Consider the following 26,501-nt stretch of genomic DNA (forward strand, 5'->3'; position numbering starts at 1 on the left):
CAAGAGCTACCTGCTAATATGGTTAAGAAGCTTATGACAAGCCATATTGATAGTGCCAGAAGAGAAGTCATAAACGAACTTCTTGGTTATCCGGAAGATTCTGTTGGTTCTATAATGACAGTTAACTTCCTGTCAGTTAAGTCTAGTGAGACTCCAGTAGAAGCTATGAAAAAGGTAATGGAAAGTGACCTCGATGCGGAAAAACTGGAACAAATTTGGGTAACCAATGACTCTTTGGTCCTAACTGGTTTTGTATTTATAGCTGATCTTATTAGAAATAAAAAAGGAACTATAGATGATATTACCCAACAAATCACAGCGGCTGTTAGCCCAACTGATGATCAAGAGGTTGTAGCTAAGCTATCTATCAAGTACGACCTAGGAGAGGTACCAGTAACTGACTCTGAGGGTAGGCTTATAGGTATAGTACCAGCAGAAGACGTAATTGACGTAGTTCATGAAGAGTTACAGGAAGACTTTGCTAATATAACAGGTATTTCAGACCAGGCAGAATCTTATATAGATGAATCATCTGCAAAAATTGCCAAGAACAGGACAACTTGGCTTGTAATCTGTCTTATAACTGCGACTATGACGGGTTTTATCATTCAAAGATATGAAAGCCTCTTAGCTCAGGCAGTAGTCCTTACTGCTTACATACCTATGCTGATGGACTCAGGTGGTAATGCAGGAAGCCAAGCTTCAACAACTATTATGACCCAATTATATTCTGGACATCTTACAGCCAAGGATTTTTTGAGAGTCATTTTTAAGGAAGCAAGGGTGGGCAGCTTAGTTTCGCTAGTGCTTGTTGTTATTAACTTTGTAAGGATTCTTATAGTTGATAATGTAAGTCTAGCAGTAAATCTAACAGTGTCCATGACCTTGTTTTTGACTATAGTTATTTCAAATATAGTTGGTGGCCTCTTGCCACTTTTGGCTGATAAGTTAAATATAGACCCAACAGTAATGGCAGGTCCACTTATAACAACAATAGTAGATACAGGTGTACTTTTAATTTATTTTGAAGTAGCATCTTTACTGCTAGGTATATAAATTATTGGGGCTGTTGCAAATTATGAATAATTATCGTCCCATCATCATGAGGTTCTCTCTCAAAGTTTCATGTTTAGCCCGCCGGCTCAAGGAGGTGAAACTTCACGAGAGGTTCTCATGATGATATTGGGACGATTTATTCATTCTGCAACAGTCCCTTTTTTATTGGAGATATTGGAAAATAGTCTTTTTTAAGAGAGGATATTTATAATAATCAAGAAATTTTCATAAATATCAAAAAAATATTTGACAAGGAATATTTTTTGGTGTATATTTTACCTAACAACAAACAAAAGCTACGACATGGAAGAGTAGTTAGGAAAATCTTTTTAGAGAGGTATCGGTTGGTGGAAGATACCAGGATATCCTGATGAAAATCACCATGAAGCTGCCCACTGAGATGTAAGTGGTTGCCGGGAGCTCCCGTTACAGAGCTATTCATTAAATGAAAAAGTGCATCATTAGATGAAGAAGAGTGGTACCGCGGATGGTAAAAATATGTATATTACCCTTCGTCTCTTTATCCAAGTGGAGTGAAGAGACGAAGGTTTTTTTATTCCCAAAAATTTAGGAGGAAATTATGAAATTAAGAAAAAAATTAGCAGTTGGAATGTTACTTGCAGGTTTGTTTTTAACAGCTTGTTCAAATGATGGTGGAAATGAAGGTAAAAAAGCCGATGACGGTGCAAAAAAAGAAGCGAGTGAAACTGTTAAACTTGGAAACTCTGCACCATTAACTGGTCCAGTTTCAGTTTATGGTATCACAACCAACAATGGTATCAAGCTTGCGGTTGATGAAGTAAATGCAAACGGTGGAATCCTTGGCAAACAAATTGAATGGTTTGAATATGACGATAAGGGTGAGATCACAGATGCTGTTACAAACTACAACAACCTTATGCAAGATGAGGTAGAGGCAATTTTCGGTGGAGTGCCATCTAAGCCTTCCCTAGCCATAGCAGAGTCAGCAGCCAATGACGAGGTTGTCTATATAACACCTACAGGTACCCAAGCAAATATCACTGAGGGTAAGGAAAATGCCTTTAGAACCTGCTTTACAGATCCTTTCCAAGGAGAAGTACTAGCAAACTTTTCTAAAAATAATTTAGATGCTAAAAAAGTCGCTATCCTAAGAAACCAATCTTCAGACTTTTCTATGGGAGTAGCTGACGTTTATAGCAAAAAAGCTAAAGGCCTTGGTATGGAAGTTGTAGCTGATGAATCCTACGGCGATAGTGATACAGATTTTAAGGCTCAGTTAACAAAGGTTAGGAAAGAAAATCCAGATGTCTTATTTATACCAGATTATTATGAAAAAGTAGCCCTAATAGTGCCACAAGTTAGAGAAGCTGGAATAGAGGCTACCCTAGTTGGGGCAGATGGTTGGGATACAGTCTTATCTGTCATGGATAAATCAAACTTTGATGCTATAGAAGGTTCATACTTTGCCAACCAATTTACCCTAGAAGATCCAAGCGAAAAAGTACAAAACTTTGTAAAAGCCTATGAAGAAAAATACGGTGATAAACCATCAACATTTGCAGCAGAAGGTTATGACACAGTTTACCTTTATAAGCAAGCTGTAGAAGAAGCTGGCACAACTGAGTGGGATAAGGTGATAGAAGCCCTTAAAAATATCAAATTTGACGGTATAACAGGTTCCTTTACCTATGATGAAAACCACAACCCAATCAAAACTGCCAAGATGATGAAAATCGTAAATGGCGAGTACAAGTTTGACAGTGATGCTGGAGTAGAAGAAAGTAAGTAAAAAATCTCCCTTGCCGAAATTAAAATTTTCTTTTGAAATTGGCAAGGGAAAATTTTGCTAGTAGATTTATCCAAATTTTAAAGGAGATTTAAATGGATTTTATAACCCAATTATTTAATGGCCTCCAACTAGGTAGTATATACGCCCTGGTGGCCCTAGGATATACAATGGTTTATGGAATAGCTAAGTTAATTAACTTCGCCCATGGGGATATCATCATGGTTGGAGGTTACACAGTTTTTTTAGCAATCCAATTACCATTATTTAAGGCAGGCCTTCCATTATGGCTTGCTATAGTACCAGCAATCATAGTTTGTACCCTCTTAGGTGTAGTGATAGAAAGGGTGGCCTATAAGCCACTTAGAAATTCGTCAAGGATTTCTCTACTGATAACAACCATAGGTGTATCCCTATTTTTACAAAACCTCTTTGTTAAAATATTTACATCTAGTGCTAAACCTGTACCAGCACTTTTCCCACAAATATCTATAAACTTTGGGGGAGTTCATCTATCTTTTGCAACAATTATTACAATTTTAACAACAATTATTTTGACTTATGCCTTAAGTTTATTTGTTCATAAGAGTAAGCACGGCAAGGCGATGCTAGCAGTAAGTGAAGACTATGGAGCAGCAGAGCTTGTGGGTATAAATGTAAATCAAGTCATGACTATGACCTTTGCTATAGGATCTGCCCTTGCAGGTGTTGCATCTGTCTTATATGTGGCAAGCTACCCACAAATCCAACCCTTCATGGGATCTATGTTAGGGATTAAGGCTTTTACTGCAGCAGTCTTAGGTGGGATAGGTTCTATACCGGGAGCTGTTGTTGGTGGTCTTATCCTTGGTATAATAGAAGTTTTAACCAGGGCCTACCTATCAAGCGCCTATGCAGATGCTATAGTATTTGTAGTTTTGATAGTAGTTTTACTTGTAGAGCCTAATGGTTTATTTGGTAAATTAGAGAAAGAAAAGGTGTGATTATATGTCAAAAAACAGAAGAAAAACTTATTTAATCACAACAGGCTTAATAATATTATTATTTGTTATAATTCAGGGCTTAATATCTGCTAAACTTATAAGCAGGTATTGGCAGGGATTATTTATGTTGATATGTATAAACATGATCATGGCAGTAAGCCTAAACTTAACTGTAGGAGTCCTTGGTCAAATCAACCTAGGTCATGCAGGATTTATGGCTATTGGAGCCTACTCAGCAGCCTTATTTCTTAAAAGCGGGATTGTAAGCGGGTTTCCTGCCTTTATTCTAAGCCTAATAGTAGGTGGTCTTGTGGCAGCAGTATTCGGTGTTATAATAGGTCTACCGGTTTTAAGGTTGACAGGGGACTACCTAGCTATAGTTACTCTGGCCTTTGGCGAGATTATCAGAGTTTTGATAGAAAATTTAGACTTTACTGGAGGAGCTCAGGGACTTGCTGGTATACCTACTAGCAACGAGTTTGGCAGGTATTATTTCTTAGCAGTTTTTGTAATAACTATGATCTTTACCTGGGCGTCAAGTCGTCAAGGTAGGACAGTTTTATCAATAAGGGACAATGAGCTAGCAGCAGAGGCTTGTGGGGTAAACATAACCAAGTATAAGACCCAGGCTTTTACCCTATCGGCAGTTTTTGCAGGTATAGCTGGCGCACTTTATGCCCAAAGCATAGGAGTTCTTGCAGCAAATATCTTTAACTACAACAAGTCTTTTGACTATTTGGTAATGGTAGTTTTAGGGGGGATGGGTTCCATAACTGGGGCAATATTTTCTTCAATTGGTCTTACAGTTTTACCTGAGCTTTTAAAACCACTTGCTGAATGGAGGATGGTAATCTATGCTGTGATCCTAATAGTGGTAATGATTTTTAGACCTCAAGGTCTACTAGGTAGGAAGGAATTTTCTATAAGAAGACTGCTTAAAATAGATAAGTACAAGAAAGGAGATGTAGAAGGTGAATAGTAAAGAAGTTATAAGTGAAAATGTTCTTGAGATAAATAATCTTAGCATCTCTTTTGGTGGACTTAAGGCAGTAGATGATGTAAGTTTTAAGTTAAAAAATGGAGAACTACTTGGTCTAATTGGACCAAATGGAGCTGGAAAGACCACGCTATTTAATATGCTATCAGGAGTCTATACACCAACTAGTGGGGAAATTATCCTTGATGGAGAAAAGGTAAATGGAACAAGGCCTGATAAGCTTTCTAAGCTTGGTGTAGCTAGAACATTTCAAAATATAAGGCTTTTTGATAACCTAACTGTTCTTGATAATGTAAAACTTGCCATGAACCAATATATGGAATATGGCATCCTAACTGGTATGTTTAGGCTGCCGGCTTTCTGGAAGGAAGAAAATGATGCAACAGACAGGGCTATGGAAATCCTAAAATTATTTGACCTTGAAAAATACTTTAGGGCCTTTGCTGGATCTCTCCCATACGGGGCTCAAAGAAAGTTAGAAATCGCAAGAGCCATGGCCACTCGTCCAAAAGTCCTCCTTCTTGATGAACCTGCTGCAGGTATGAATGAGTCAGAAACAAGGGATTTGATGGATTCTATAAGGATAATAAGAGAGAAAACAGGAGTTTCAATCCTTCTAATAGAACACGATATGAACTTGGTTTTGGGCATTTCAGAAAGACTTATAGTACTAAACTATGGAGAAATCCTTGCAGAAGGTAATCCTCACGAAGTTATATCGAACGAGCAAGTTGTGAAGGCCTATTTAGGTAGTTAGGAAAGAAAATGAGTATATTAAAAGTAGAGAATTTAAGCGTTTCCTATGGAAATATCAAGGCTCTAAAGGGGATAAATCTGAGAGTTGAAGAAGGTGAAGTTGTGTCCCTAATAGGGGCAAATGGGGCCGGCAAAACAACTACCCTCCAAACAATATCTGGCCTACTTCCTGTTGGGGATGGAGATATTTTCTTTAATGGAAAATCGATAAAAAAAGAAAAATCTTATAAAATCACGAGAGACGGTCTGGCTCAAGTTCCTGAAGGCAGACGAGTTTTTCAAGGTTTGTCAGTTGAAGATAACTTGAGATTGGGTTCTCACTCTGTAGATAGGAGTCCAGAAGATTTGAAAAAAGAACTGGATAAGATTTATAAGCTATTTCCAGTGCTCAAGGAAAGAAAGGGTCAAAAGGCTGGCACCCTATCAGGTGGGGAGCAGCAAATGCTTGCTATGGGTAGGGCACTTTTAACAAATCCCAAAGTCCTCCTTTTAGATGAACCTTCTATGGGACTTTCTCCTTTATTTGTAGATAAGATTTTTGATACAATTAGGATTTTAAAAAAAGAGGGTAGGACAATTTTACTAGTTGAGCAAAATGCCAATCTTGCCCTAGATGTAGCAGATAGGGCCTATGTCCTAGAGACAGGTAAGATTGTAAAAGAAGGTAGGGCAGCTGACCTTAAGACAGATCCTGATGTAAAGGCAGCCTACCTAGGTATATAAAAAAATGGGGATGTTGCAGAATGAATAAATCGTCCCAATATCATCATGAGGTCTCAATGAGCCGACGGGCTTTTTTCTCGTGAAGTTTCGCCTCTATGAGCCGGCGGGCTAAACATGAAACTTTGAGAGAGAACCTCATGATGATGGGACGATAATTATTCACAATTTGCAACAGCCCCATTTTTATAGCAAAAATTAATATTTTTTAGCTAGTTCGTATAGAGTTTTTACATGGACCCCTGTGGCTCCCTTGCCATTTATGCCTTGTGGCGCTGAAAGATAGGCAGTACCTGCTATATCTAGGTGAATCCAAGGTGTATCTTCGATAAAGTTTTCTATAAATTGACCTGCTGTGATAGAACCTGCTAGAGGGCCGCCGGAGTTTTTGACATCTCCGTCTTCTGATTTGTTGTAAGTTTTAAAGAAAGGATCATTTGGCATTAGCCAAATTTTTTCGTCCATCTTCTTACTAGCTTCAAGGATTTTTTTGAAGGCCTCTTGGTCATTTGTAATAGACGCAGTGTAGGTTTCACCAAGGGCACCTAGGGCTGCTCCTGTAAGGGTTGCAAGGTCTACAAGTAGGGCTGGTTTATATTCTGTAGCGGCGTAGTTTACAGCATCAGCCAGGGTGATTCTTCCCTCTGCGTCAGTGTTATCTACATCTATAGTCATACCATTTCTCGCTTTTATAATATCACCTGGTTTGTAGGCTCTGCCAGAGATTAGGTTTTCACAAGCTGCTACTATAGCCACCACATTTACCTCAAGCTTATTTAAGGCAATAGCCTTCATAGCCCCTATTACAGATCCTGCTCCGCCCATATCTGAGTTCATGGTCTTCATGCCCTTGGATGTTTTTATTGAATAACCACCAGCATCATAAGTTAGACCCTTGCCAACTAGGGCAAGTGGGGCCTTATCTTTTTGTCCATGGAGGTATTCCATAACTATAAACTTTGGTTCCTTATCTGAACCCTTGGCTACCTCATAGTAGGCAGTAAGACCCATATCTAGGATTTGGTCCTTGTCGTAGATTTTAACTTCTACACCTAGGTCAGAGAGGTTTTCGTTTGCTTTTTGGGCAAGAGTAGCTGGATAAATATCATTTGACCTTAGATTTACAAGGTCTCTAGCTAAAAATTGTCCCTCTAGGATATTTTTTAGCTCCTCTATATCCTCTTCGTAGATTTTGAATTTCTCATCTAGATAAACTTCTTTAAATAAGTTTTCCTTCTTATCTGACTTATAATAGGAAAAGTCATAGGAAGCAACAATGATTGCTTCAACAAGTCTTAGGGCAAAGTCCTTATCGTTTAGCCCTGTAGGATTGTCTTTGATAGAAATACTTGGTACATCCTTATCTTTTAGAAAGTTTGCTAGACTAAGGAGAGCTTCTTTGAAAACTTCCTTATCAAACTTATCTTCACAGCCAAGACCTAAAATGATCTTGCCGTCATTAGCCTTTATTTCTCCCTTAGAACCTTTAAAATACTCACAATCTATTTGATCTTTAAAGGCAAAGAGTATCTGGTTTTTATCATTTGTTTTAAAATTAACTTGCATACTATCCTCCTTCTTTTATCATACAAGTAAAAAAATAATATTCATTTATTTATTAGATTAAAATAATAGGATATAATAGGAGCAAGGAGTTCTTATGGGAAGTGAAATAATTTTAAATGATGAGACAAGGATATATTATAAGGAGTACGGAAAGGGAAAAGACCTTTTTTTGCTCCACGGTAATGACGGAGATATGACTTACTTTGAGTACCAAATAGGCTATCTTTCTAGGTATTTTCACCTAATTCTAATTGACTTTAGGGACCATGGTTTTTCTACAAATACAAAAGATAAGCTTGATTTTAATATCCTGGCCAATGATCTAAAGGAAGTCTATGACAAACTTGGGATAAAAAAAGCAAGTTTATTGGGATTTTCTGGTGGGGCCAACCTTTGTCTGATTTTTAATAAATTATATCCCGACTACGTAGATAAGATGGTTTTAAATGCACCCAATGCAAGGTTTAAGGGGGTTACCCTACCTACAAAGATTGCCATGCTTATCGAAAACATATTTTGGTCTATCCTTCCTTTTTTTAAAAGAAATAAGAGGGTAGCAAGGCTTTTGCTAACAGATCTAAAAATAGACATCAAAGACTTAAGAGATATAGATAAGCCTTGCCTAATTATAGCAGGTTCTTACGACTTAATCAGGATAAGTCATATAAAAAACATAGCGAAAAATATAAAAGATTCTAAGTTAATTATAGTTAAAAACCAGGGTCACAGGCTAGCCAGGACTAGTCCAGAAATCTTTAATAAGGTGGTTTTTGACTTTTTGAAGGGAGATTTATGAAAAAATTACTAAAGTATAAACATAATTTAATTAATTTATTTATTTTATCCCTACTAGCCATAGGGCTTTATTTTGTAGGAAAATCTACCATAAATATATACCTAAGGGTCATTATAGGCCTTATCCTTGGTGGATTTTTTATAAGTGTATTTCTAAATTTTAAGGATGTTTTTCTAAAAATCAAAGAAAACTATGGAGATATGGCAGCGAGGCTTTTTAAGGAAGCCATACAAAAAATAAATTCGGTCTTTATAGGATTTTACGGTCTTAGCTTTATTTTAAGTGCGGATGTAAGCGAATACTTATCTTACTTTCCTTTTGATGAATTTTCCTTCGTGACAGTGGGTTTATTTAGATCTTTTGTAGAATTAATGATAGGTTTTATCTTTATAGTAGCAGCTAGGCTTTCTTTAGCCAGGCAAAAAAAGTTTGTAAATATTTTATATCCGACATTAATCTTTACTGGGATTTATCTATGTTTACTAGGAGAGCCTTTGATATCTCTCTTACCCCTAGCTATAATTACTTTAACTACCCATGTGACAAGGGATATCCTTATTAAGGAAAGTTTTATTTATAGTATAGAGGAGATCTCAATAGATTTACTTTTTGGTGTATTTTGGCTTATAATTTATTTTAAAAATACCTTTACTACAAGGCCCTTAACAAATTTTCCCCTAGTCTATAAAAGTCTATTTTTTGCCCTAACTTTTGCCGCTATGGCACTTAGCCTAAGGTTGATACTTTTATATATGAAGGGTAAAGAGAGTTTTTTTGAAAAACCTAACCTAGATGAGTACAGGGAATTTTTAGCAAATAATAATAAAAACTCATCTACAGCTGCAGGTCTGGGTCTTTTAGGAGATAAGTATATTTACTATTATGAAAAAGAAGATGAAAAAGTTTTAGCCTTCATATATCAGATAGTAAATAATAAGATAATAGTAATGGGAGAGCCAGTCGGGAAGAAGGAATTTTTAGAAGAGGGGCTTAATGACTTTATAAATAAGTGTCGTATTCTGTCTTTAAATCCTATATTTTATGAGGTAGGTAGGAATTTCACTCTCCTTCTTCATGATTATGGATTTGATTTTATGAAATTTGGAGAAAATGCCCTCTTAGATTTGGAAGGATTTTCTCTAGCCGGTAGGAAAAAATCTAGTCTTAGAAATATCTTAAATAGGTTTGACAAGGACGGATATGAGTTTAAGATAGTAAGTCCACCCTTGGATAGCTATACCCTTGATAGGTTGGAAGAAATCTCTAATATATGGCTTAAGGGTCGTGAAGAGAAGGGATTTTCTATGGGCTTTTTTGATAGGGACTATTTAAATATGTCAGAGATAGGCCTAGTGTTAGATAAGGATGGAGAAATAACAGCTTTTACAAGTCTTATGCCAAATTATGATGAAAAAATCCTAACCATTGACCTAATGCGTTATGATCTAGACATGAAGGCCAATTCTATGATGGACTACTTATTTTTGAACCTATTTATCTATGCCAAAGATAAGGGATATAAGTATTTTAATCTAGGCATGGCACCTCTTTCGAATGTAGGTATATATAAGTCGGCCTACCTGTCTGAAAGGATTGCCTCTTTTATATTTAAGTATGCAGATAGCCTTTATCCTTTCAAGGGTCTTAGAAATTATAAGTCTAAATATGCTACAAAGTGGAAGGCCAGGTATACCTGCTTTGGCAAGGGTAATTTTATTATTACTTCGATATTTGCTATAATGGCAGCAGATAAGGGAAAAATCAAGGAGGACTAATATTTATATATATCTATTAGAAATGAGAATCAGGATCTATGATAGTTTTTCGCTAAAGGATAAAAGGAAGACTGTAAAAGGTATCTTAGATTTTGGTAAAAATTTTAATGTGTCAGCTGCAGAAGTAGCTGATCAAGACATGCTAAACCTAGCAGGCCTTGCCTTTGTGGCAGTATCAAGTGACAACAAGGTGGCTAGGTCAATTCTTGAAAAAATAAGCATAAAGATTGAGCAAAGATACCAGGTCGAAATTTTAGAAAATCACATATCTAGATTAGGCTAAGTAAGCTAAGGGTAAGAGATTAATATATAGGAGGAAATATGAAAATAATTTGTTATAGCAAGTGTCAAACTTGTAAAAATGTACTAAAGACTATGGATGAGAAAAACTTATCTTACGAAATAAGGGATATAAAGGAAGATAATCCTAAGAAAGATGAGATTAAAAAGTGGCATGAGTCAACAGACTATGATATTAAGAGATTTTTTAATACTTCTGGGATGATTTATAGGCAGGAAAATCTTAAGGATAAGCTAAAAGATATGACTCTTGAAGAAAAGTACGAGAAGCTTTCCACAGATGGTATGCTTGTAAAAAGACCAATTCTTTTCTTAGATGACGGTAAAATCCTTGTTGGCCCTGACGTAAGAAAATACGTTGAAGCCCTATAAATTATTGCAAAATACATGATAAAGGCGTATCATATAAAAAACTTTAGGGGTTGGATATGAGAAAAAAATTAACTTTATCAGAAAACTTATTGATTGGCTCCTTGCTTTTTGGACTATTTTTTGGTGCTGGAAATTTGATTTTCCCACTAGAACTAGGCCAAAGATCTGGGGCCAATATTTCTTTAGTAACTATAGGATTTTTGCTATCGGCAGTAAGTCTACCAATTTTAGCTGTAGTTGCAACTGCGGCGAGTGATAGCGAGAGTTTATTTGACCTATCAAAGGCCGCTGGCAAGAAGTTTGCTTACTTTTTTACAACGATTTTGTATTTAACTATAGGACCGGGCTTTGCTATACCAAGGACTGCGACAACTACATATGAAGTAATATTTGAGGGAAGCAAGAGTTTTTATAATTCACTTGGTTTATTAATATTTTCCTTGGTATTTTTCGCTTTAGTATTATATTTTTCAATCAAAAAAGCGAAGCTTATGGATACAATTGGTAAATTTTTGACACCATTATTTTTGATATTACTATCATTTTTACTTTTATTTACGATATTTAAACCAATGGGTCCAGTTGGGGTAAACCCACCAGCTGCCAAATATACGTCAAGCCCTGTAGCTGTAGGGTTTGTAGATGGCTACAATACTTTAGATGCACCAGCTGGTCTTGCTTTTGCTATCATTATTATATCTAGTATAAAAGAGCTTGGTGTTACAGATAAGAAGTCCATGGCACTTGAAACATTAAAGTCAGGTCTTGTTTGCCTTATCGCAATGTCTATAATATATGCAGGTCTCTCCTTTATGGGTGGGGCTGCAGCAAATATTTTAGATGAATTTGAAAATGGGGCTGTTATTTTAGCAAGAATTTCTGAGTATTACTTAGGTAACCTTGGCCACATACTCTTGTCTATAATTGTTTTTACTGCTTGTCTTAAAACTGCAATCGGACTTGTATCAGCTTGTTCAGAAATGTTTGAAGATATGTTCAACCACAGGCATTCTTATAAAACATATTGCATAATCTTTTCCTTTGTATCTTTGCTTATAGCAAATTTAGGATTAAAGCAAATTATAGCCTTGTCCCTACCAGTATTGATGTTTATCTATCCTATATCTATAGTCTTAATAAGTTTATCTATTATTTCTATATTTATTGGTAAGAGAAAATTTGTCTACCAACTTAGTTTAGGGGTGACAGCAATTTTTGCCTTTTTAGACTTTTTAAAGGCAAGTCCTGACTTTATTAGCAAAGCAGGATTCGTTACAAAAATACTAGATTTTGCAGGTGGTTTTCTACCAGGGTTTGAAATAGGATTTGCATGGTTTATACCTGCCCTTCTAACTTTTCTTATAGCCGTTTTAATAGATAAGAAGCGTCTAAGAAATTGAATTTAAATTTATTATCAGTATGATATTATTTAGATTTATGAGAGGTAAATATGAGTGATTTTATACTAAGCGCAAGCTCTACTGTCGATATACCAAGAGAAGAGCTAGAAAAAGAAAATATTAAATGGATAGGATTTCCTTACCAAATCGACGGTGAGGATTTTATAGATGATTTAGGACAAACTATAAGCTATGATGAGTTCTACCAAAGATTAAATGATGGTGCCATAGCTAGAACTAGTCAGATAAATTATCTAACCTATATAGACTATTTTGAAAAATTATTAGAAGAAGATAAGGATATACTTCATGTCTGCCTATCATCTGGGCTTACAAGTGGAGTTCAACAAGCTTATATGGCTCAAAAAAATCTTGAAGAAAAGTATCCTGATAGAAAGATTTATATAGTAGATAGCCTTACTGCTACAGCTTGTGAGGGTTTATTTCTACTTGGAATAAATGAGATGCGTAAGGAAGGACATTCTATAGAAGAAGTTTACAAGTGGGCTCTTGATAATAGGCTCAAGGTAAATTCTATATTTTTCGTTTCAGACCTATCTTACCTTGTTAGGGGAGGTAGGGTATCAAAGGCTGCAGGATCTTTTGGCAATCTTTTAAATATTTGCCCTATTATGGATACAAACACAGAGGGTAAGATAATTGTAAGGGATAAGATAAGGACTAAGAAAAAAGCTATGAAGGCCTTAACTAAGAAAATAGCTGATCGTTTGATAAAAGATTTCCCATATAAAAATGAAATCTATTTAATCCATGCCAATGCGGTTGATGATGCAGAAGAGCTTAGGCAAAGGCTTTGGGATGTATTAGATGATTACCAAGGCGATATAAAAATATATGAAGTAGGAACAACAGTAGGAAGCCACGTGGGACCAGGCCTTGTTGGAGCTGGTTTCTGGGGTAAAGAGAAAGATGAGTAAGATAGTCGCTTAAAGCGACTTTCTTTTTTTACGAGGAGATATATATATGAGATTAAGACATAAACCAAATGCTATACCCATTATGAAGGAAAGCTCGTACATAATATTTGATCCAGAAAATCATAAGGGAAGCTTTAAGGACTTATTTAAAAATGATAATGATATAGAGCTAGAAATAGGAGCAGGTAAGGGTGATTTTATAGTAAATAAGGCAATTAGTGAGCCAGACAAAAATTTCCTTGCCCTTGAAATGAATACCAATGCCTTTGTATCTGCCTGTAGGAAAATTGAAGAAAATGAACTTTCTAATGTCTATGGCATAGTAGGTAAGGCAGAAGAGCTTAGTGAGATGTTTGATGAAAGAGAAATTTCAAAAATTTATTTAAACTTCTCTACTCCTTGGCCTAAAAAACGCCATCATAAAAGGAGACTTTCCCACGAGAACTTTCTAAAACTCTACCAAGTTATTTGTAATAAAGGTGCTGAAATAGAACTAAAGACTGATAATGAGGACTTTTTTGATTCTAGTCTAACTTATATGAAAGAGTTTGGTATGGATATAGTAGAGGTAGATAGAGATCTAAAAGAAGAAGATTCCGTAGTTACAGAATACGAGAGGAAATTTAGGGACAGAGATATGCCAATTTTCTTTCTAAAAGCAAAGTTTAAATAGAAGTTTATAAAAAAGAAAGTAAGGTTTTAGTAAATAAATAATAAAGGAGAAAAAATGAAAAAAACCGAGAAATGGATTTTAAGACTCTTACTTCTTGTAGCTATAGTTTTCGTTTCGTATTTTTTGGGAATGAAAGGTGGAGTTTTAAATTCAAAAACTAAAGTATCATCAGATATTATTAAAAATCAGATTCTTTCGGTAAAGGAACTCACAACACTAAAGTATAAGTATACCAATGTAGGATCTTTTGAAAATCAATCTGGATTTTATGGAATGAAGCTGCCTTTTACTCAAAAGAAATTTATTATTTCTTATGATGGGGAAGTAAATGCAGGTATAAACTTAGAAGAAGCCAAAGTGAGCTTAAATGATGAGACTAAGAAGATAGAAATTGAAATACCTAAGGCAGAAATTTTAAACCATGTGATAGATGAAGATTCTCTAACAATTTTTGATGAGAAAAATTCAATTTTTAATCAATTAGAGATAAAAGATTTTTCTGATTTTAGGAAAGATGAGATGAAAAAGGTCGAAAAAGACCTAGAAGCAAAGGGCTTTTTAGAAGAGGCTGATGAAAAAACCAAGGAAGCTATAGTGGATATACTAAAGATAAATCCACAGCTTGAAGAATATGAAGTCAAGTTCGATTAAAAAATGCGTTTAGGATAGTTTACCTATACTAAACGCATTTTTTATATACTTTAAAATCATGTTTTAAAGAGTTTATAAACCAATATTTGCAACAAATTTCCCAACTAGATAGCCAAATTTATAGGTAAGAAATAAAATCACAACTATAGCCAGTATTTTATAAGAAGTTGGATAAGATTCTTTATATTTTTTAATAAAATCCATATTTACCTCCAAAACGTAAGTCTTATTTATTATTAGTAATTATATGGTTTTAAATATTAAGGGCAAGATGGCTAGAGGGTCAATTTATAAATTAAAGTGACTAAGGGATAGAGGATAACTTGGTGGGCCGCGTAAATTAAGAGAGAATGTCTACCAATTTTAGCCAAGATATTTTCTCTTATGTCAAAGTTGTAGAAATCTCTCACCTTTAAGTATTTTCCCAAGGAAAAGCCTGTTAAAAAAGCAAAAAACCAAGGGATAAGTGGGAAATAGTCATTTGAATAAAAGTCATATGACGGAAAGCCCAGAGGAAATAAATTCAAATCATATAACCTTGCGAGAAAACTTGTATTTGCTAAAATACCTGCTGGTACTTTATAAGTAAAGCAAAAGACAAGTAAAAATATAGGCCAAAGTCTAGGACTAATTATATTTTGTAATAAACCGCCAAGGATCATTGACATACCAAGACCATTTAGAACGCCCCAAATTATTAGTTGCTCTTTGGCAAATAGATAGGTTATAAGACTTATAGAAAAACCTATAAGGCTTGTTAGAAGACCCCTTTTAATATTTTTCTTAGGACTGAGGAAAGTAGAGGTAATCCCCGATAGGGTAAAAAATGATATGGCTATAGATAGCTGCCAAATTTTGTTAAATATAGTGCCATTGTAAAAGTCTAGACTCCAGTAGTAGTTTATATTGTAAAATAAGTGGAAGAGGACCATGGAAACAATGGTAAAACCTCTAATCGTGTCTATTATTTGTATTCTTTTCATAAAATCTCCTCTCTTTATTATAACATAAGGTAAAATAAAATTAGAAAGTTTTTGGAGGAAAAATGAAAAATTTTGACGATTATTTAGATTACTTATATGGGAGAGGTTCTTCTGGAGGGGATCACACCCTTAAAAATATCACAAAAGTGATGGAAGAATTAGGAAATCCCCAAGATAAAATAAAAACCATCCATGTAGCTGGGACCAATGGTAAGGGCTCTACTGCAAAGATTATTGCAAATGCCCTAGGTAAAAAAGCAAAGTGTGGGATATTTACCTCGCCATATATGGTTAGAATTAATGAGGAAATATCCATAAACGGTAGAGATATCAGTGATAAGGATTTTTGTGACCTAATGGATAGGATTAAGCCAGTTGTAGAAAAGTGTGATGAGAAAGGTTATCATATAACTTATTTTGAATTTCTAACAGCTATGGTTTATCTTTATTTTTATGAGCAAAAAGTGGATGTGGCAGTAATAGAAGTTGGTCTTGGAGGTAGTTTAGATTCTACTAATATTATAAAAAATCCCCTTGCTTCTGTTATCTGCTCTATATCAATGGATCATATGAATGTTTTAGGGTCTACTATAGAGGAAATAGCAGCAAACAAGGCAGGAATTATAAAGAAGAATTCTCCAGTCTTCGTATATCCACAAGCTAGCAAAGAAGCTTTTGAAGTTATAAAAGAAAAAGCAAGGTTAGAGGAGTCCAAGCTTTATAGGCTAAATAAGGACGACATCCTTATAAAAGAAATAACAAATAGGGGTAATCTTTTTGATTATAAAACTTATAAGGATGTAAAAACTAGCCTACGCGGTAAACATCAAATCTATAACGCAAGCCTTGCCCTTATGGTTTTAGATTATCTAAAAGATGACTTTAACCTAAGCGAAGCAGATATAAAATCAGGTATATATGAAACTTATAATCCAGGTAGACTTGACCTAGTTTCAGAAAATCCAAGGGTACTCTTAGATGGGGCCCACAACATCGAATCTATTGACGCTCTTATAGATAACCTAAAAGAATTTGACTATGATAGGCTAATAATAGGGTTTTCAATCCTAAAAGATAAGGACCATAAGGAGATTATAAGAAAGATTGCAAGTCTTGCAGATAGGCTAATTATAACCTATATTGATGATAATCCTAGGGCTCTTGCCACAGAGGAGATAAAAAAAGAAGCCTCAGATTTTATAAGCGATATAGAAGTATACGAAGATAATAAAAAAGCTTATGAAGAATCACTAAAAAATGCAGGCGATAAGGATTTAGTCTTATGGTGTGGTTCTTTATATCTCGTGGGTAAGATTTTATCCTTTGTTAAAAACTAAATTAGCTTGCTACTAGACAATAATCTCTAAATATTATAAAATAAAGTTAAGAGTATGAAAAATTTTAAGGGGGAAATATGAAAATCAAGAAATTTATGACAGGTGCTTTTGCCCTAGCTATGGCAGTTAGCCTTACAGCTTGTGGTGGTGGAAACAAAGAAGTCGCTAATGAAGGAAGTGATAATAAAGAGGCTTCAAGCGAAGCTAAAGTATCTGCAACAATGATCACAGATGAGGGTGGTATCAACGATAAGTCATTTAACCAATCTTCTTATGAGGGTCTAAAGGCTTATGAAGAAGAAGGTAAGATTAAATTTGACTATATAGAAAGTCATAAGAAAACTGACTACCAACCAAACCTAGAAAGTGCTCTTGACAGTGAATCAGACATAATCTTTACAGTTGGTTACGCTCTTTATAATGACACAGCCAACGCTTGTGATGCTAACCCAGACCAAAAATATGCCATAATCGATAATGCAAACATCGATGGTAAAGAAAACCTAGTGGGTATTACCTTTGCTGATAATGAAAACTCATTTTTAGTAGGTTATATAGCAGGTATGACATCAGAGTCTAACAATGTTGGATTTGTTGGTGGCCAAAAATCTGACGTAATTGATAGGTTTGAATACGGCTATAGGGCTGGTGTTAAACAAGCAGCTAGAGAAAAAGGTACTGATATAGAAGTACAAGTACAATATGCAAACTCTTATTCTGACCAAGCAGCTGGTAAAAACATCGCTAACCAAATGTATCAAAACGGTGCTGATGTAGTATTCCACGCAGCAGGTGGTACAGGTATTGGTGTATTTGAAGCAGCTAAAGAAAATGATAAATACATTATTGGTGTAGACCGTGACCAAAAAGAAGAAGCTCCAGATAATATCCTAGTTTCTACAATAAAGGGTGTTGGTAGGGCAGTTCAACTAACACTTGACGACCTTATCGACGGAAATTACAAGGGTGGAGAAACTGTAGCCTACCACTTAAGTGATGGTGATGCTCTAGGAATCGCCTATGGAGATAACGACCTTGTAGCAGAAGATATCAAAGATGAGGTAGAAGAATTAAGACAACAAATCATTGACGGTGAAGTAAAAACACCTCAAAATGAAGAAGAATTTAAAGAAATGGGATATGAAGACTAATATTCTAATATAATATTTATAAGTCAATATTCTATAAAAAAGAGTAGGCTGGGTTCTACTCTTTTTTTATAAAAGTTTATGAGTGAGGAAATATGGATAAGTATTTTGATCAAGATCCAATTATAAAAATGAAAAATATCCATAAGAGTTTTGGAGATAAGGAAGTTTTAAAAGGTGTAGATTTTGACCTACACAAATGTGAAGTCCATGCCCTTCTTGGAGAAAATGGAGCAGGTAAGACTACCCTTATGAATATACTTTATGGTATGTTTGATCCAACAGATGGAGAAATTTATATAAAGGGTGAAGAAATTATCAATAATTCACCTAAAAAAGCAATAGCCCTTGGTGTTGGTATGGTTCACCAGCATTTTATGTTGATAGAACCATTTACAGTTACAGAAAATATAATCTTAGGTTATGAAGGAAAAACTGGTCTTTTCCTAGATAGGAAAAAAGCTAGGGCTGAAATAGAAAAATTATCCAAAGATTATGGCCTATATGTAGATGCTGATAGCAAGGTTGAGGATATCTCGGTAGGCCAACAACAAAGAGTAGAGATTCTAAAGGCCCTTTACCATGGGGCTGATATTCTTATCTTTGATGAGCCAACAGCCGTACTAACTCCTCAAGAGATTGAAGAATTTATAGAAATAGTAAAAAAATTAACTGACATGGGTAAGTCAATTATCATTATAACTCACAAATTAGATGAGATAAGGGCTATGGCTGATACCTGCACTATAATTAGACGTGGAGAATTTATCGACAAACTAAGGGTAAGTGAAGTTGACGAAAATATCCTAGCTGAGAAAATGGTCGGCAGGGATGTATCCTTTAATGTTACCAAGGAAGATATAGAGCTTGGAGAAGAAGTCCTTAGGATAGAAGATCTTTGGGTAAAGGATAATAGAAAGATAGATAAGGTTAAGGGACTTAACTTATCAATTAGAAAGGGCGAAATCCTAGGTATAGCTGGCGTTGATGGTAACGGTCAATCAGAGCTAATAGACGCTATCTATGGGATGAGAAAAATAGAAAAAGGAAGGGTCACCTTTAAGGGAGAGGATATTACTGACAAAAAGCCAAGAGAAATCCTAGATATGGGCATGACCCAAATCCCAGAAGATAGGCAAAAAAGAGGCTTGGTTTTAGAGTATTCTATTAAAGATAACCTAATTTTAGAAAGCGTAGATAAGGAAGAGTTTTCTAAAAATGGTATCCTAGATTTTAAAAAGATAGAAAAAAATGCAACAGACCTTATAGATAAGTTTGATGTAAGACCGAGGGATATAGATGAACTGGCAGGTTCCCTATCTGGTGGTAACCAGCAAAAGGTAATTATAGCCAGAGAAATTTCGTCAAACCCAGATTTATTAATAGCAGCTCAACCAACCAGGGGACTAGATGTGGGTGCCATAGAATTTATCCACCAATACCTAGTAGAGCTGAGAAATTCTGGTAATGCAGTCTTATTAATAAGCTTCCAATTAGATGAGGTTATGGATTTATCAGATAGGATAGGGGTAATCTATGATGGAAAAATTGTAGGTGAGCTTAACCCTAAGGATACAGACGAATTTGAAATAGGTAGATTAATGGCAGGAGGTAAAAATGACTAAGAAAAAAGAAAAGAAATTTAAGGGTTCAACCTTAATTTTTACCCTTGTTTCAGTGTTATTAGGCCTTTTAGTTGGGGCGATAGTTTTGGCCCTTGCAGGATATAACCCTATAGAAGCCTATCAAAAAATTATTGAAGGTGTATTTAAGTCTCCAAGAAATATGGGATGGGCCATAGTAAACTCCACACCAATAATTCTTACAGGACTGGGCGTTTGCTTTGCCTTCAAAACAGGATTATTTAATATGGGGGCTGAGGGCCAATTTATCATTGGTACTACGGTAGGATTTTTACTAGGATATGGTCTTGATCTACCACCAGTCCTTCATGTTTTGGTGACAGTTTTGCTAGCTATCCTAGCTGGTTTTATCTATGGGGGAATCGCTGGTTTTGTTAAGGCTAAATTTGGTATTCATGAAGTAATTTCAACTATCATGCTCAATTGGATTGCCTTTTACTTCCAAAACTTTATAGTATTTCGCTATAAGATGCCAAACTCAATGAATAGTTTTGAGGTAAAAGATTCTGCAAAGATCACCCTAATACAAAATGCAGCCCAAAAATATGATGGTTTTATGGGACAGTTTTTTAGGGCGCCAATTCACGCAGGTATCTTTTTCGCAATAATTTGCGCTATATTAATCCACTTCATCCTAAATAAAACAAGCCTTGGTTACAAACTAAAGGCTGTTGGTTTAAATAAAGAAGCTAGTGAATATGGTGGAATAAATGTAAATCGTAAGCTTATCCAATCTATGGCCATATCAGGAGCCATATGTTCTCTTGCAGGAGTAAGTCAGATTTTAGGTTATACCTACTCCTTGCCACAGCTATCTGCCATGGAAAACTTTGGTTTTGATGGTCTTGCTGTAGCTTTACTTGCTTCAAATAATCCTATTGGATGTATATTTTCTGGTCTATTTTTAGGGTCTCTAAAATATGCTGGTGGTAACCTTCAAAGGACAATGGGAGTACCAAGTGAGCTAATCTCAATAATTATTGGTACAATTATCTTATTTACAGCTATTCCTTTAATCTTTAAGATTATAAGAGCAAAGATAAACAAGAAGGCAAAAAGAAAGGCAGGTAAGGCTCGTGATTAATCTAGCAGTTTTAGGTTTAATAATAGGAAATACCCTATCAAATGCAGCACCTGTTCTACTAACAGGTCTTGGCGGTATGATGTCTGAAAAATCAGGTGTAGTTAATATCGGTCTTGAGGGGATGATGACAATTGGAGCCCTTGTTGGGGCAACAGTAGGATATTACAGTAAGAACCCATGGCTAGGATTTATCTGTGGGGGCCTTGCAGGCATGTTTTTTGGTCTAATCCACGCTTTTGTATCAGTGACCCTGGCAGGAGATCAGACCATATCTGGTATAGCTATAAATACCCTAGCACCTGGTCTTGCACTTTTCTTATCAAGGATGTTTTTTGATGGAGCAACTCAAACTCCTTCAATTGCTCTTGAAGATAAGATTCCAAGATTATTTGATGGAATGATCAAAAATCAAGCTTTAAAAAATATATTTTCCCAATATGCAAATGTTTATATAGCCATAATATTTGTTATCTTGGTTTATTTATTCTTATATAAGACTAAGTGGGGACTAAGGCTTATAGCTGTTGGCGAGCACCCAATTGCAGCAGAAAGTTTGGATATATCAGTAGTTGCCATAAGGTATGCAGCTGTTATGTTCTCAGGCTTTATGGCAGGATTAGGTGGGGCATCTATGTCTCTTGCAGTTGTTAGTGTATTTTCCCCAACCCTAATAGCAGGCCAAGGCTATATAGCCCTAGTGTGCGTTATTTTTGGTAACTGGAAACCTCAGGGAGTTTTAGTTGGGTCTTTATTCTTTGGCTTAACCCAAGCCATAGCAACTTATCTAACAGGTACAAGCATACAGATCCCTATGGAATTTATTTCAATGATTCCTTATATATCTATCCTGATTTTCTTAATATTATTTAATAAAAAATCATCTGCCCCTAAGGCAAGTGGTAAAGCTTATTTGAGAGAAGATATAGGATAAGAAAAATCGTCTGTGGACTTTTAAGCTTAGTTTTGAAGCCCGCGGACGATTTTATTTATTTAGATATTTAGCTCTTATATAAAACTCTGAAGGAAGGGCTTTTTTATTATTCCTTCTTTTAATAGACAGAAGGAATAATTTTTCCCTAGCACGGGTCATTGCTACATAGAATACCCTTCTCTCCTCTTCGAGATTTTTTTCTGGATCTTTTTCGTAGTCAATTATTGGAAACTCATTTTTGTTAAGATCTGTTATAAAAACTCTATCATACTCAAGGCCTTTGGATCTGTGAATGGTCTGAAGAATGAGGTTTGATTCGGGCATGAGTCTTATTTTATTTTTTAAAGATAGGATTTTCCTATCAAAATCATCAATTGTATCCAAATCCTTGATGAAATTTACCAAACTTTCTACGAAAAGGTCCTTATTTATTACATCTTCAGCAAACTTATTTGCCTTAAGGGATGAGTATTCCTTATAGCCTAGGTATTTATAGATGTAGGAAATTTTCCTAGCTAGGGGGAGTTTTCTGATATGAATAAGCTTTTTTTCTATATCATAGAGGGTATTACGCCTATCATAGTCGAGGATCTTATAGAAAAAATCAAAGACGTCTTGGTTAATGGGCTTGGCCCCTAATTTTTCGATTTCAGTCTTTTTAAGGTAGGTTTTTATCTTATAATAAATATTAACGAAAGCTTGGACATCGTAAAAATCTTCTGAAAATTTAATTATATCAAAAAAATCTTCTATTATTTGTGACTTAAAAAAGTCAAAAAAATCCTCATTTATCTTAAAATCAATCTCATCTTCTATTAGAAAACTAACTAGGTTTATGGCTGAGATATTATTTCTAAATAAAATAGCGTTAGTCTCATGAGTTTCTAGGTTTTCTTTGATAAAACTATACTGGTTATAAGAATCTTTTAGGGTCTTTATTACGATTTCTTCTCCCTTATCTTTATGGCTTAGGATAGATTTTTTGTAACGAAATTTATTTTCTTTGATAAAAGCTTCTGCGAGATCACATATATTTTTACTCGACCTATGGTTTTCATTCATGACAATAAGCCTTGCACCAGGATAATGAGCTTTAAAATTTAGAAGATAATCAGGTTCTGCTCCTCTAAATGAATAAATTGACTGATCGTCATCGGCCACAACCATCAGATTATTGTTTAATCCTACTATTTTTTTTAGGATTTTAAATTGCAAGAGTGAAGTATCTTGCCCCTCATCTAATTGAAAATACTGGTATCTTCTGTGGATGGACCTCAATAAATTAGGATTTTCTTCTAAAAGTTTTAAAGCTAGGGTCTGCATGTCATCAAAGTCAATATAGTTGTTAGATTTTTTAAAATCTTCATAGGTCTGATAGACTTTCTCTATATTTTTTATCCTAATATTCTTTAGGTAAGATCCATCAAGCATGGCGTTTTTCATGTAAGAAGTCTCAGTAAAAAAAGTCATCAAATCTTCCCTGGATATTTTCTTTTTATTTATATTAAGGTATATACGTCTTAATAGGTCGTATTTGTTATAGGCATCATCAGACTCTAAAAGACGCAATTCTCTGTGGGATTTTTTTAAATAATTTCTAATAATAAGGTAGCAAAAAGCATGGATGGTCATTATGCTAGTGTTATTATCGCCATAACGATTTTTCATATCAAGGGCCTGGTTTCTTGAAAAAGTTAGGGTTAAAATTTTTTCTGGCCTTGTAAATTTTGATAAAATTTTTATTCTTTCTAAAAGCATGGTAGTCTTGCCTGCGCCTGGCACAGCAAGGACTAGACAAGGACCATCTATAAAGTTTGCAGCCTCATTTTGTACATCTGTTAGTCTCATATTATCATGATACCATATATTTTTTTGAAAAATATGATAAAATAGAAGTTAAGTATAGTATAATAATACTAGTAGAATAAATTATGGGGGAAAATATGCTTACAACACAATTTTTAAAAACTAGAACTTCAACAAGAGATTTCAAAGATATGGATCTTAAGAAAGAAGATTTAGAAAAACTTGAGAAGATTATTGATTCTGAAATTATAAAATTAGGTAAAGATGACCTAGCTTTTGTACTTCAAACTGACGGAGACGCAGTCTATAAGGCCTTGGATGGAAAAGCAGGCTATAGGGGAGTTATGATCAAGGCTCCAGCTTATCTTGCTTTAAATACCCTAAATGATAACCCAGCAAGTCTTGTCAAGGGTGCTTATGGGGTAGAAGAAATAATCACAGAGTTAGATAAGATGGGTATCGGAAACTGCTGGATAACAGTAGCTGATGTAGAAGATACTGCGAAAAAAGCTGCCTTTGCTTATGATAAGGGAGAAGTAAGTCTACTTCTAGCTATAGGTTATCCTGTTGATGAAAGCCTAAGAGAACATAAGTTTGATGACAGGAAGGGTATAGGAGAATTTGTCTTTATTGACAAGCTTGGCAATAAAGCAACAAATGAAGAGCTTGAACAAAGAGGCCTAGATGAAATATTCTCTTATGCAAGGTTTGCTCCATCAGCTTACAATGCTCAACCTTGGAGATTTGTTTTAGTAGAAGACTTAATCAAACTTTATATTGAAGATTATAAGGGAAGTGTAAACTTATTAGATGCTGGTATAATAATGTACTATCTTGATAAACTTGGTGAATCCATATCTATGGGATCAAACTGGGATATAAAACCAGAGATTAACGACGAAAAATATGTCTATATAGCAAGTAAACAATTATAAGATAAAGGGCGCTAAGGCGTCCTTTTTAGGAGAGTGATATTTTGATTAGAATATATAATGAAAGTTATTTTGAAAAAATGAGGGCAGCAGCTGAGGTTTTATGTCAAACCCACCTGGCCCTAAAGGAAGTAATTAGACCAGGTTTTACAACAAAAGACCTAGATACCTTTGCCAATAAATTTATAGTAGACCATAAAAAGGCTATTCCAGCTCAATTAGGCTACCAGGGATTTCCATTTACTTTATGTACATCAGTAAATGATGAAATTTGCCACGGCTATCCAAATGACAGAGCCTTAGAAGAAGGCGACATCTTATCAATTGATAATGTGGTTAACCTAGATGGGGGACTTGCAGATTCTTGCTGGACTTATACAGTTGGTAAAATGAGCGATGAAGATCAAAAATTAGTTGATGTAAACCTAGAAGCCTTAAACAGGGCTGTGAAAGTTGCAAGACCTGGAAATAGGATTGGAGATATAGGAGCTGCTATCCAAGAATATGTCGAGGGAGAAAATGGATTTTCTGTAATAAGAGACTTTATTGGCCATGGCATTGGAAAAGAAATGCACGAAGACCCACAAGTACCTCACTACGGCAAGGCTCATAGAGGACCTAGGATTGAGGCTGGGATGGTATTTACAATCGAGCCAATGATTGCTTTAGGCGATTGGCATATGAAACTTGATGATAATGGCTGGACAGCAAGGACTGTAGATGGGTCAAAAGTTAGCCAATTTGAGCACCAACTTATAATCCACGAAGATGGTCCAGAAATAATAACAGATCAAGCAAAATATAAGCTAAGCGAAGATGACATAAAATTCATTAAAAAATATAAAGAAAAATATAATTTTTAATTAGCTATTGAAATTAGGCTTTGGTGGAGTATTATAATTATAGATATGGATTGTTAGGAAATTCCGCAAAACCTATCCCAAGCATTTTTTGGGATAGGTTTTTTCATTTTTAAGGTGGTGGTATAAATTTTAGTTAGAAAAGTACTCAATAATAATTCTATAATATCTGAAGATGCTTTCGAAAAAGAAGTAATCGTTATGGGTAAGGGCGTTGGCTTTAGTAAAAAAGTTGGAGATAAGATTGACGATAGTAAAATTCAAAAGATTTTTGTTCTAGAAGGTAATAAGAAAAACAATCAACTTGTTAAACTTTTAGAGGATATACCTGAAGAATATTTTGAATTGTCTCAGATGATTATAAATAGAGCTAGTCAAAGACTTGGGAAAGATTTGGCAGATAGTATCTATTTGTCATTAACAGACCATTTGTATATGGCTATAGCTAGATACAAGGATGGTCTTCATTTGAAAAATAAGCTTTTGTTCGAAATAGAAAACTTTTACCCTGATGAATACAGTCTTGGTCTTGAAGCTTTGAATATTATAGAATCGTTGTTTTCTGTAAAGATGTCGGAAGATGAAGCTGGCTTTATAGCTATGCACATAGTTGTATCTGAAAATGGTGATGATATAGAAGATTTCTATAAGTCAACAAAGTTGGTTCAAAATATTTTAAATATTGTAAAATTCTTTTTCAAAGTTAATTATAATGTTGAAAGTTTTTATTACCAAAGGTTTTTAAGGCATCTTAGGTTTTTCAGCTTGAGGATTTTATCAGATGATAAACATAAAAAATTATCATTAAAAAATGATTTGCTACCATTGATTAAAGATAGGTATATTGAGGCTTATCAATGTACTATAAAAATAAAAGACTTTGTATATAATTCTTTTGATTATGTATTAGATGATGAGGAAGTTTTGTATTTAACAATTCATATATCACAAGTAATAAGCGATATAAAGGAGGAAAAAGAGGGGAAATAAAGATCTAGTTAGGTAGTTACATTAAGTTGGCTAAAC

26 protein-coding genes and 1 other annotated feature are annotated in these 26,501 nt (G+C 34.8%); of the genes, 22 read left to right on the forward strand and 4 right to left on the reverse strand.

Annotated features, from left to right (window positions below; translation table 11 throughout):
* The 6 genes from mgtE to Q0410_RS03395 form a co-directional block, all read left to right on the forward strand.
* On the forward strand, positions 1–1,056 hold a 1,056-nt coding region (mgtE, locus tag Q0410_RS03370; RefSeq protein ID WP_299032831.1), incomplete at its 5' end, for a magnesium transporter.
* Positions 1,057–1,345: 289 nt separating this feature from the next.
* Positions 1,346–1,579 (forward strand) — a binding site (T-box leader).
* 57 nt (positions 1,580–1,636) lie between these two features.
* Positions 1,637–2,827, forward strand: a complete 1,191-nt coding sequence (locus Q0410_RS03375; RefSeq protein ID WP_299032833.1) for an ABC transporter substrate-binding protein — start codon at positions 1,637–1,639, stop codon at positions 2,825–2,827.
* Between the two features lie 92 nt (positions 2,828–2,919).
* Positions 2,920–3,807, forward strand: a complete 888-nt coding sequence (locus Q0410_RS03380; protein WP_299032835.1) for a branched-chain amino acid ABC transporter permease — start codon at positions 2,920–2,922, stop codon at positions 3,805–3,807.
* A gap of 124 nt (positions 3,808–3,931) precedes the next feature.
* A complete protein-coding gene (locus Q0410_RS03385) occupies positions 3,932–4,786 on the forward strand; it encodes a branched-chain amino acid ABC transporter permease (protein WP_367178697.1) in 855 nt (284 codons plus the stop codon).
* Positions 4,779–5,561: an ABC transporter ATP-binding protein gene (locus Q0410_RS03390; protein WP_299032839.1), complete on the forward strand. Its 783-nt coding sequence runs from the start codon at positions 4,779–4,781 to the stop codon at positions 5,559–5,561. The genes Q0410_RS03385 and Q0410_RS03390 overlap by 8 nt, the downstream gene beginning before the upstream one ends.
* Positions 5,562–5,569: 8 nt before the next feature.
* Positions 5,570–6,283, forward strand: a complete 714-nt coding sequence (locus Q0410_RS03395; RefSeq protein WP_299032841.1) for an ABC transporter ATP-binding protein — start codon at positions 5,570–5,572, stop codon at positions 6,281–6,283.
* A gap of 195 nt (positions 6,284–6,478) precedes the next feature.
* Here Q0410_RS03395 and Q0410_RS03400 read toward each other — a convergent pair whose 3' ends face one another.
* Positions 6,479–7,846 (reverse strand): leucyl aminopeptidase, encoded by a 1,368-nt coding sequence (locus Q0410_RS03400; protein ID WP_299032843.1) that lies wholly within the window; start codon positions 7,844–7,846, stop codon positions 6,479–6,481.
* Between the two features lie 94 nt (positions 7,847–7,940).
* Here Q0410_RS03400 and Q0410_RS03405 point away from each other — a divergent pair, with 94 nt between their 5' ends.
* From Q0410_RS03405 to Q0410_RS03440, 8 genes are read left to right on the forward strand one after another with little or no spacing between them, the layout of a single operon-like run.
* Positions 7,941–8,642: an alpha/beta fold hydrolase gene (locus Q0410_RS03405; RefSeq protein ID WP_299032845.1), complete on the forward strand. Its 702-nt coding sequence runs from the start codon at positions 7,941–7,943 to the stop codon at positions 8,640–8,642.
* A complete protein-coding gene (locus Q0410_RS03410) occupies positions 8,639–10,417 on the forward strand; it encodes a phosphatidylglycerol lysyltransferase domain-containing protein (protein ID WP_299032847.1) in 1,779 nt (592 codons plus the stop codon). Before Q0410_RS03405 ends, Q0410_RS03410 begins: the two co-directional genes overlap by 4 nt.
* 7 nt (positions 10,418–10,424) lie before the next feature.
* The gene (locus tag Q0410_RS03415) at positions 10,425–10,700 is read left to right on the forward strand and encodes a DUF503 domain-containing protein (RefSeq protein ID WP_299033013.1); all 276 of its coding nucleotides are present in this window, start codon (positions 10,425–10,427) and stop codon (positions 10,698–10,700) included.
* 38 nt (positions 10,701–10,738) lie between these two features.
* Positions 10,739–11,089: a Spx/MgsR family RNA polymerase-binding regulatory protein gene (locus Q0410_RS03420; protein WP_299032849.1), complete on the forward strand. Its 351-nt coding sequence runs from the start codon at positions 10,739–10,741 to the stop codon at positions 11,087–11,089.
* Between the two features lie 56 nt (positions 11,090–11,145).
* Positions 11,146–12,489 carry a branched-chain amino acid transport system II carrier protein gene (brnQ, locus tag Q0410_RS03425; protein WP_299032851.1) on the forward strand — a complete coding sequence of 448 codons (1,344 nt, stop codon included), beginning with the start codon at positions 11,146–11,148 and terminating at the stop codon, positions 12,487–12,489.
* A 50-nt stretch (positions 12,490–12,539) separates the two neighbouring features.
* Entirely contained in the window at positions 12,540–13,427 is an 888-nt protein-coding gene (locus tag Q0410_RS03430; protein WP_299032853.1) for a DegV family protein, read from the forward strand.
* A 46-nt stretch (positions 13,428–13,473) separates the two neighbouring features.
* Positions 13,474–14,100: a tRNA (guanosine(46)-N7)-methyltransferase TrmB gene (trmB, locus tag Q0410_RS03435; protein ID WP_299032855.1), complete on the forward strand. Its 627-nt coding sequence runs from the start codon at positions 13,474–13,476 to the stop codon at positions 14,098–14,100.
* Positions 14,101–14,154: 54 nt separating this feature from the next.
* Entirely contained in the window at positions 14,155–14,751 is a 597-nt protein-coding gene (locus tag Q0410_RS03440; RefSeq protein WP_299032857.1) for a DUF4230 domain-containing protein, read from the forward strand.
* A 72-nt stretch (positions 14,752–14,823) separates the two neighbouring features.
* On the opposite strand, the gene Q0410_RS03445 is transcribed toward Q0410_RS03440, so the two are convergent.
* Complete coding sequence (locus tag Q0410_RS03445) at positions 14,824–14,955, reverse strand: glycerol-3-phosphate transporter (protein ID WP_299032859.1); 132 nt, start codon at positions 14,953–14,955, stop codon at positions 14,824–14,826.
* A gap of 71 nt (positions 14,956–15,026) precedes the next feature.
* Positions 15,027–15,734 (reverse strand): heparan-alpha-glucosaminide N-acetyltransferase, encoded by a 708-nt coding sequence (locus tag Q0410_RS03450; protein WP_299032862.1) that lies wholly within the window; start codon positions 15,732–15,734, stop codon positions 15,027–15,029.
* Positions 15,735–15,796: 62 nt separating this feature from the next.
* Between Q0410_RS03450 and Q0410_RS03455 the strand changes: the two genes are divergently transcribed.
* The 5 genes from Q0410_RS03455 (at position 15,797) to Q0410_RS03475 (ending at position 21,877) form a co-directional block, all read left to right on the forward strand.
* On the forward strand, positions 15,797–17,071 hold the full coding sequence (locus Q0410_RS03455) for a folylpolyglutamate synthase/dihydrofolate synthase family protein (RefSeq protein ID WP_299032864.1): 1,275 nt from the start codon (positions 15,797–15,799) through the stop codon (positions 17,069–17,071).
* 77 nt (positions 17,072–17,148) lie between these two features.
* Positions 17,149–18,222 (forward strand): BMP family protein, encoded by a 1,074-nt coding sequence (locus Q0410_RS03460; RefSeq protein ID WP_299032865.1) that lies wholly within the window; start codon positions 17,149–17,151, stop codon positions 18,220–18,222.
* 92 nt (positions 18,223–18,314) lie between these two features.
* Positions 18,315–19,844: an ABC transporter ATP-binding protein gene (locus Q0410_RS03465; protein WP_299032866.1), complete on the forward strand. Its 1,530-nt coding sequence runs from the start codon at positions 18,315–18,317 to the stop codon at positions 19,842–19,844.
* Complete coding sequence (locus tag Q0410_RS03470; RefSeq protein WP_299032867.1) at positions 19,837–20,946, forward strand: ABC transporter permease; 1,110 nt, start codon at positions 19,837–19,839, stop codon at positions 20,944–20,946. The genes Q0410_RS03465 and Q0410_RS03470 overlap by 8 nt, the downstream gene beginning before the upstream one ends.
* Entirely contained in the window at positions 20,939–21,877 is a 939-nt protein-coding gene (locus tag Q0410_RS03475) for an ABC transporter permease (protein WP_299032868.1), read from the forward strand. Before Q0410_RS03470 ends, Q0410_RS03475 begins: the two co-directional genes overlap by 8 nt.
* Positions 21,878–21,928: 51 nt before the next feature.
* Here the strand turns inward: Q0410_RS03475 and Q0410_RS03480 are convergent, their stop codons facing one another.
* A complete protein-coding gene (locus Q0410_RS03480; protein ID WP_299032869.1) occupies positions 21,929–23,725 on the reverse strand; it encodes an ATP-dependent helicase in 1,797 nt (598 codons plus the stop codon).
* A gap of 95 nt (positions 23,726–23,820) precedes the next feature.
* Here Q0410_RS03480 and Q0410_RS03485 point away from each other — a divergent pair, with 95 nt between their 5' ends.
* From Q0410_RS03485 to licT, 3 genes are all read left to right on the forward strand, one after another.
* Positions 23,821–24,618 (forward strand): nitroreductase family protein, encoded by a 798-nt coding sequence (locus Q0410_RS03485; protein ID WP_299032870.1) that lies wholly within the window; start codon positions 23,821–23,823, stop codon positions 24,616–24,618.
* Positions 24,619–24,659: 41 nt separating this feature from the next.
* Positions 24,660–25,478, forward strand: a complete 819-nt coding sequence (gene map, locus Q0410_RS03490) for a type I methionyl aminopeptidase (protein ID WP_299032871.1) — start codon at positions 24,660–24,662, stop codon at positions 25,476–25,478.
* A 126-nt stretch (positions 25,479–25,604) separates the two neighbouring features.
* Positions 25,605–26,465 carry a BglG family transcription antiterminator LicT gene (gene licT / locus Q0410_RS03495; protein ID WP_299033015.1) on the forward strand — a complete coding sequence of 287 codons (861 nt, stop codon included), beginning with the start codon at positions 25,605–25,607 and terminating at the stop codon, positions 26,463–26,465.
* Positions 26,466–26,501: the final 36 nt, after the last annotated feature.

The organism is uncultured Anaerococcus sp. (assembly GCF_937934665.1).
Classification (GTDB): domain Bacteria; phylum Bacillota; class Clostridia; order Tissierellales; family Peptoniphilaceae; genus Anaerococcus.

What these genes read in the sequence shown, in the direction of transcription:
- Q0410_RS03375 (WP_299032833.1), top strand. Translation starts at nt 1,637, where the DNA reads ATGAAATTAAGAAAAAAATTAGCAGTTGGAATGTTACTTGCAGGTTTG.
- Q0410_RS03450 (WP_299032862.1), bottom strand. Translation starts at nt 15,734, where the DNA reads ATGAAAAGAATACAAATAATAGACACGATTAGAGGTTTTACCATTGTT.
- Q0410_RS03385 (WP_367178697.1), top strand. Translation starts at nt 3,932, where the DNA reads ATGTTGATATGTATAAACATGATCATGGCAGTAAGCCTAAACTTAACT.
- Q0410_RS03395 (WP_299032841.1), top strand. Translation starts at nt 5,570, where the DNA reads ATGAGTATATTAAAAGTAGAGAATTTAAGCGTTTCCTATGGAAATATC.
- trmB (WP_299032855.1), top strand. Translation starts at nt 13,474, where the DNA reads ATGAGATTAAGACATAAACCAAATGCTATACCCATTATGAAGGAAAGC.
- Q0410_RS03470 (WP_299032867.1), top strand. Translation starts at nt 19,837, where the DNA reads ATGACTAAGAAAAAAGAAAAGAAATTTAAGGGTTCAACCTTAATTTTT.
- Q0410_RS03440 (WP_299032857.1), top strand. Translation starts at nt 14,155, where the DNA reads ATGAAAAAAACCGAGAAATGGATTTTAAGACTCTTACTTCTTGTAGCT.
- Q0410_RS03430 (WP_299032853.1), top strand. Translation starts at nt 12,540, where the DNA reads ATGAGTGATTTTATACTAAGCGCAAGCTCTACTGTCGATATACCAAGA.
- Q0410_RS03410 (WP_299032847.1), top strand. Translation starts at nt 8,639, where the DNA reads ATGAAAAAATTACTAAAGTATAAACATAATTTAATTAATTTATTTATT.
- brnQ (WP_299032851.1), top strand. Translation starts at nt 11,146, where the DNA reads ATGAGAAAAAAATTAACTTTATCAGAAAACTTATTGATTGGCTCCTTG.
- Q0410_RS03420 (WP_299032849.1), top strand. Translation starts at nt 10,739, where the DNA reads ATGAAAATAATTTGTTATAGCAAGTGTCAAACTTGTAAAAATGTACTA.
- Q0410_RS03480 (WP_299032869.1), bottom strand. Translation starts at nt 23,725, where the DNA reads ATGAGACTAACAGATGTACAAAATGAGGCTGCAAACTTTATAGATGGT.
- Q0410_RS03465 (WP_299032866.1), top strand. Translation starts at nt 18,315, where the DNA reads ATGGATAAGTATTTTGATCAAGATCCAATTATAAAAATGAAAAATATC.
- Q0410_RS03485 (WP_299032870.1), top strand. Translation starts at nt 23,821, where the DNA reads ATGCTTACAACACAATTTTTAAAAACTAGAACTTCAACAAGAGATTTC.
- Q0410_RS03455 (WP_299032864.1), top strand. Translation starts at nt 15,797, where the DNA reads ATGAAAAATTTTGACGATTATTTAGATTACTTATATGGGAGAGGTTCT.
- Q0410_RS03400 (WP_299032843.1), bottom strand. Translation starts at nt 7,846, where the DNA reads ATGCAAGTTAATTTTAAAACAAATGATAAAAACCAGATACTCTTTGCC.
- Q0410_RS03380 (WP_299032835.1), top strand. Translation starts at nt 2,920, where the DNA reads ATGGATTTTATAACCCAATTATTTAATGGCCTCCAACTAGGTAGTATA.
- Q0410_RS03405 (WP_299032845.1), top strand. Translation starts at nt 7,941, where the DNA reads ATGGGAAGTGAAATAATTTTAAATGATGAGACAAGGATATATTATAAG.
- Q0410_RS03445 (WP_299032859.1), bottom strand. Translation starts at nt 14,955, where the DNA reads ATGGATTTTATTAAAAAATATAAAGAATCTTATCCAACTTCTTATAAA.
- Q0410_RS03460 (WP_299032865.1), top strand. Translation starts at nt 17,149, where the DNA reads ATGAAAATCAAGAAATTTATGACAGGTGCTTTTGCCCTAGCTATGGCA.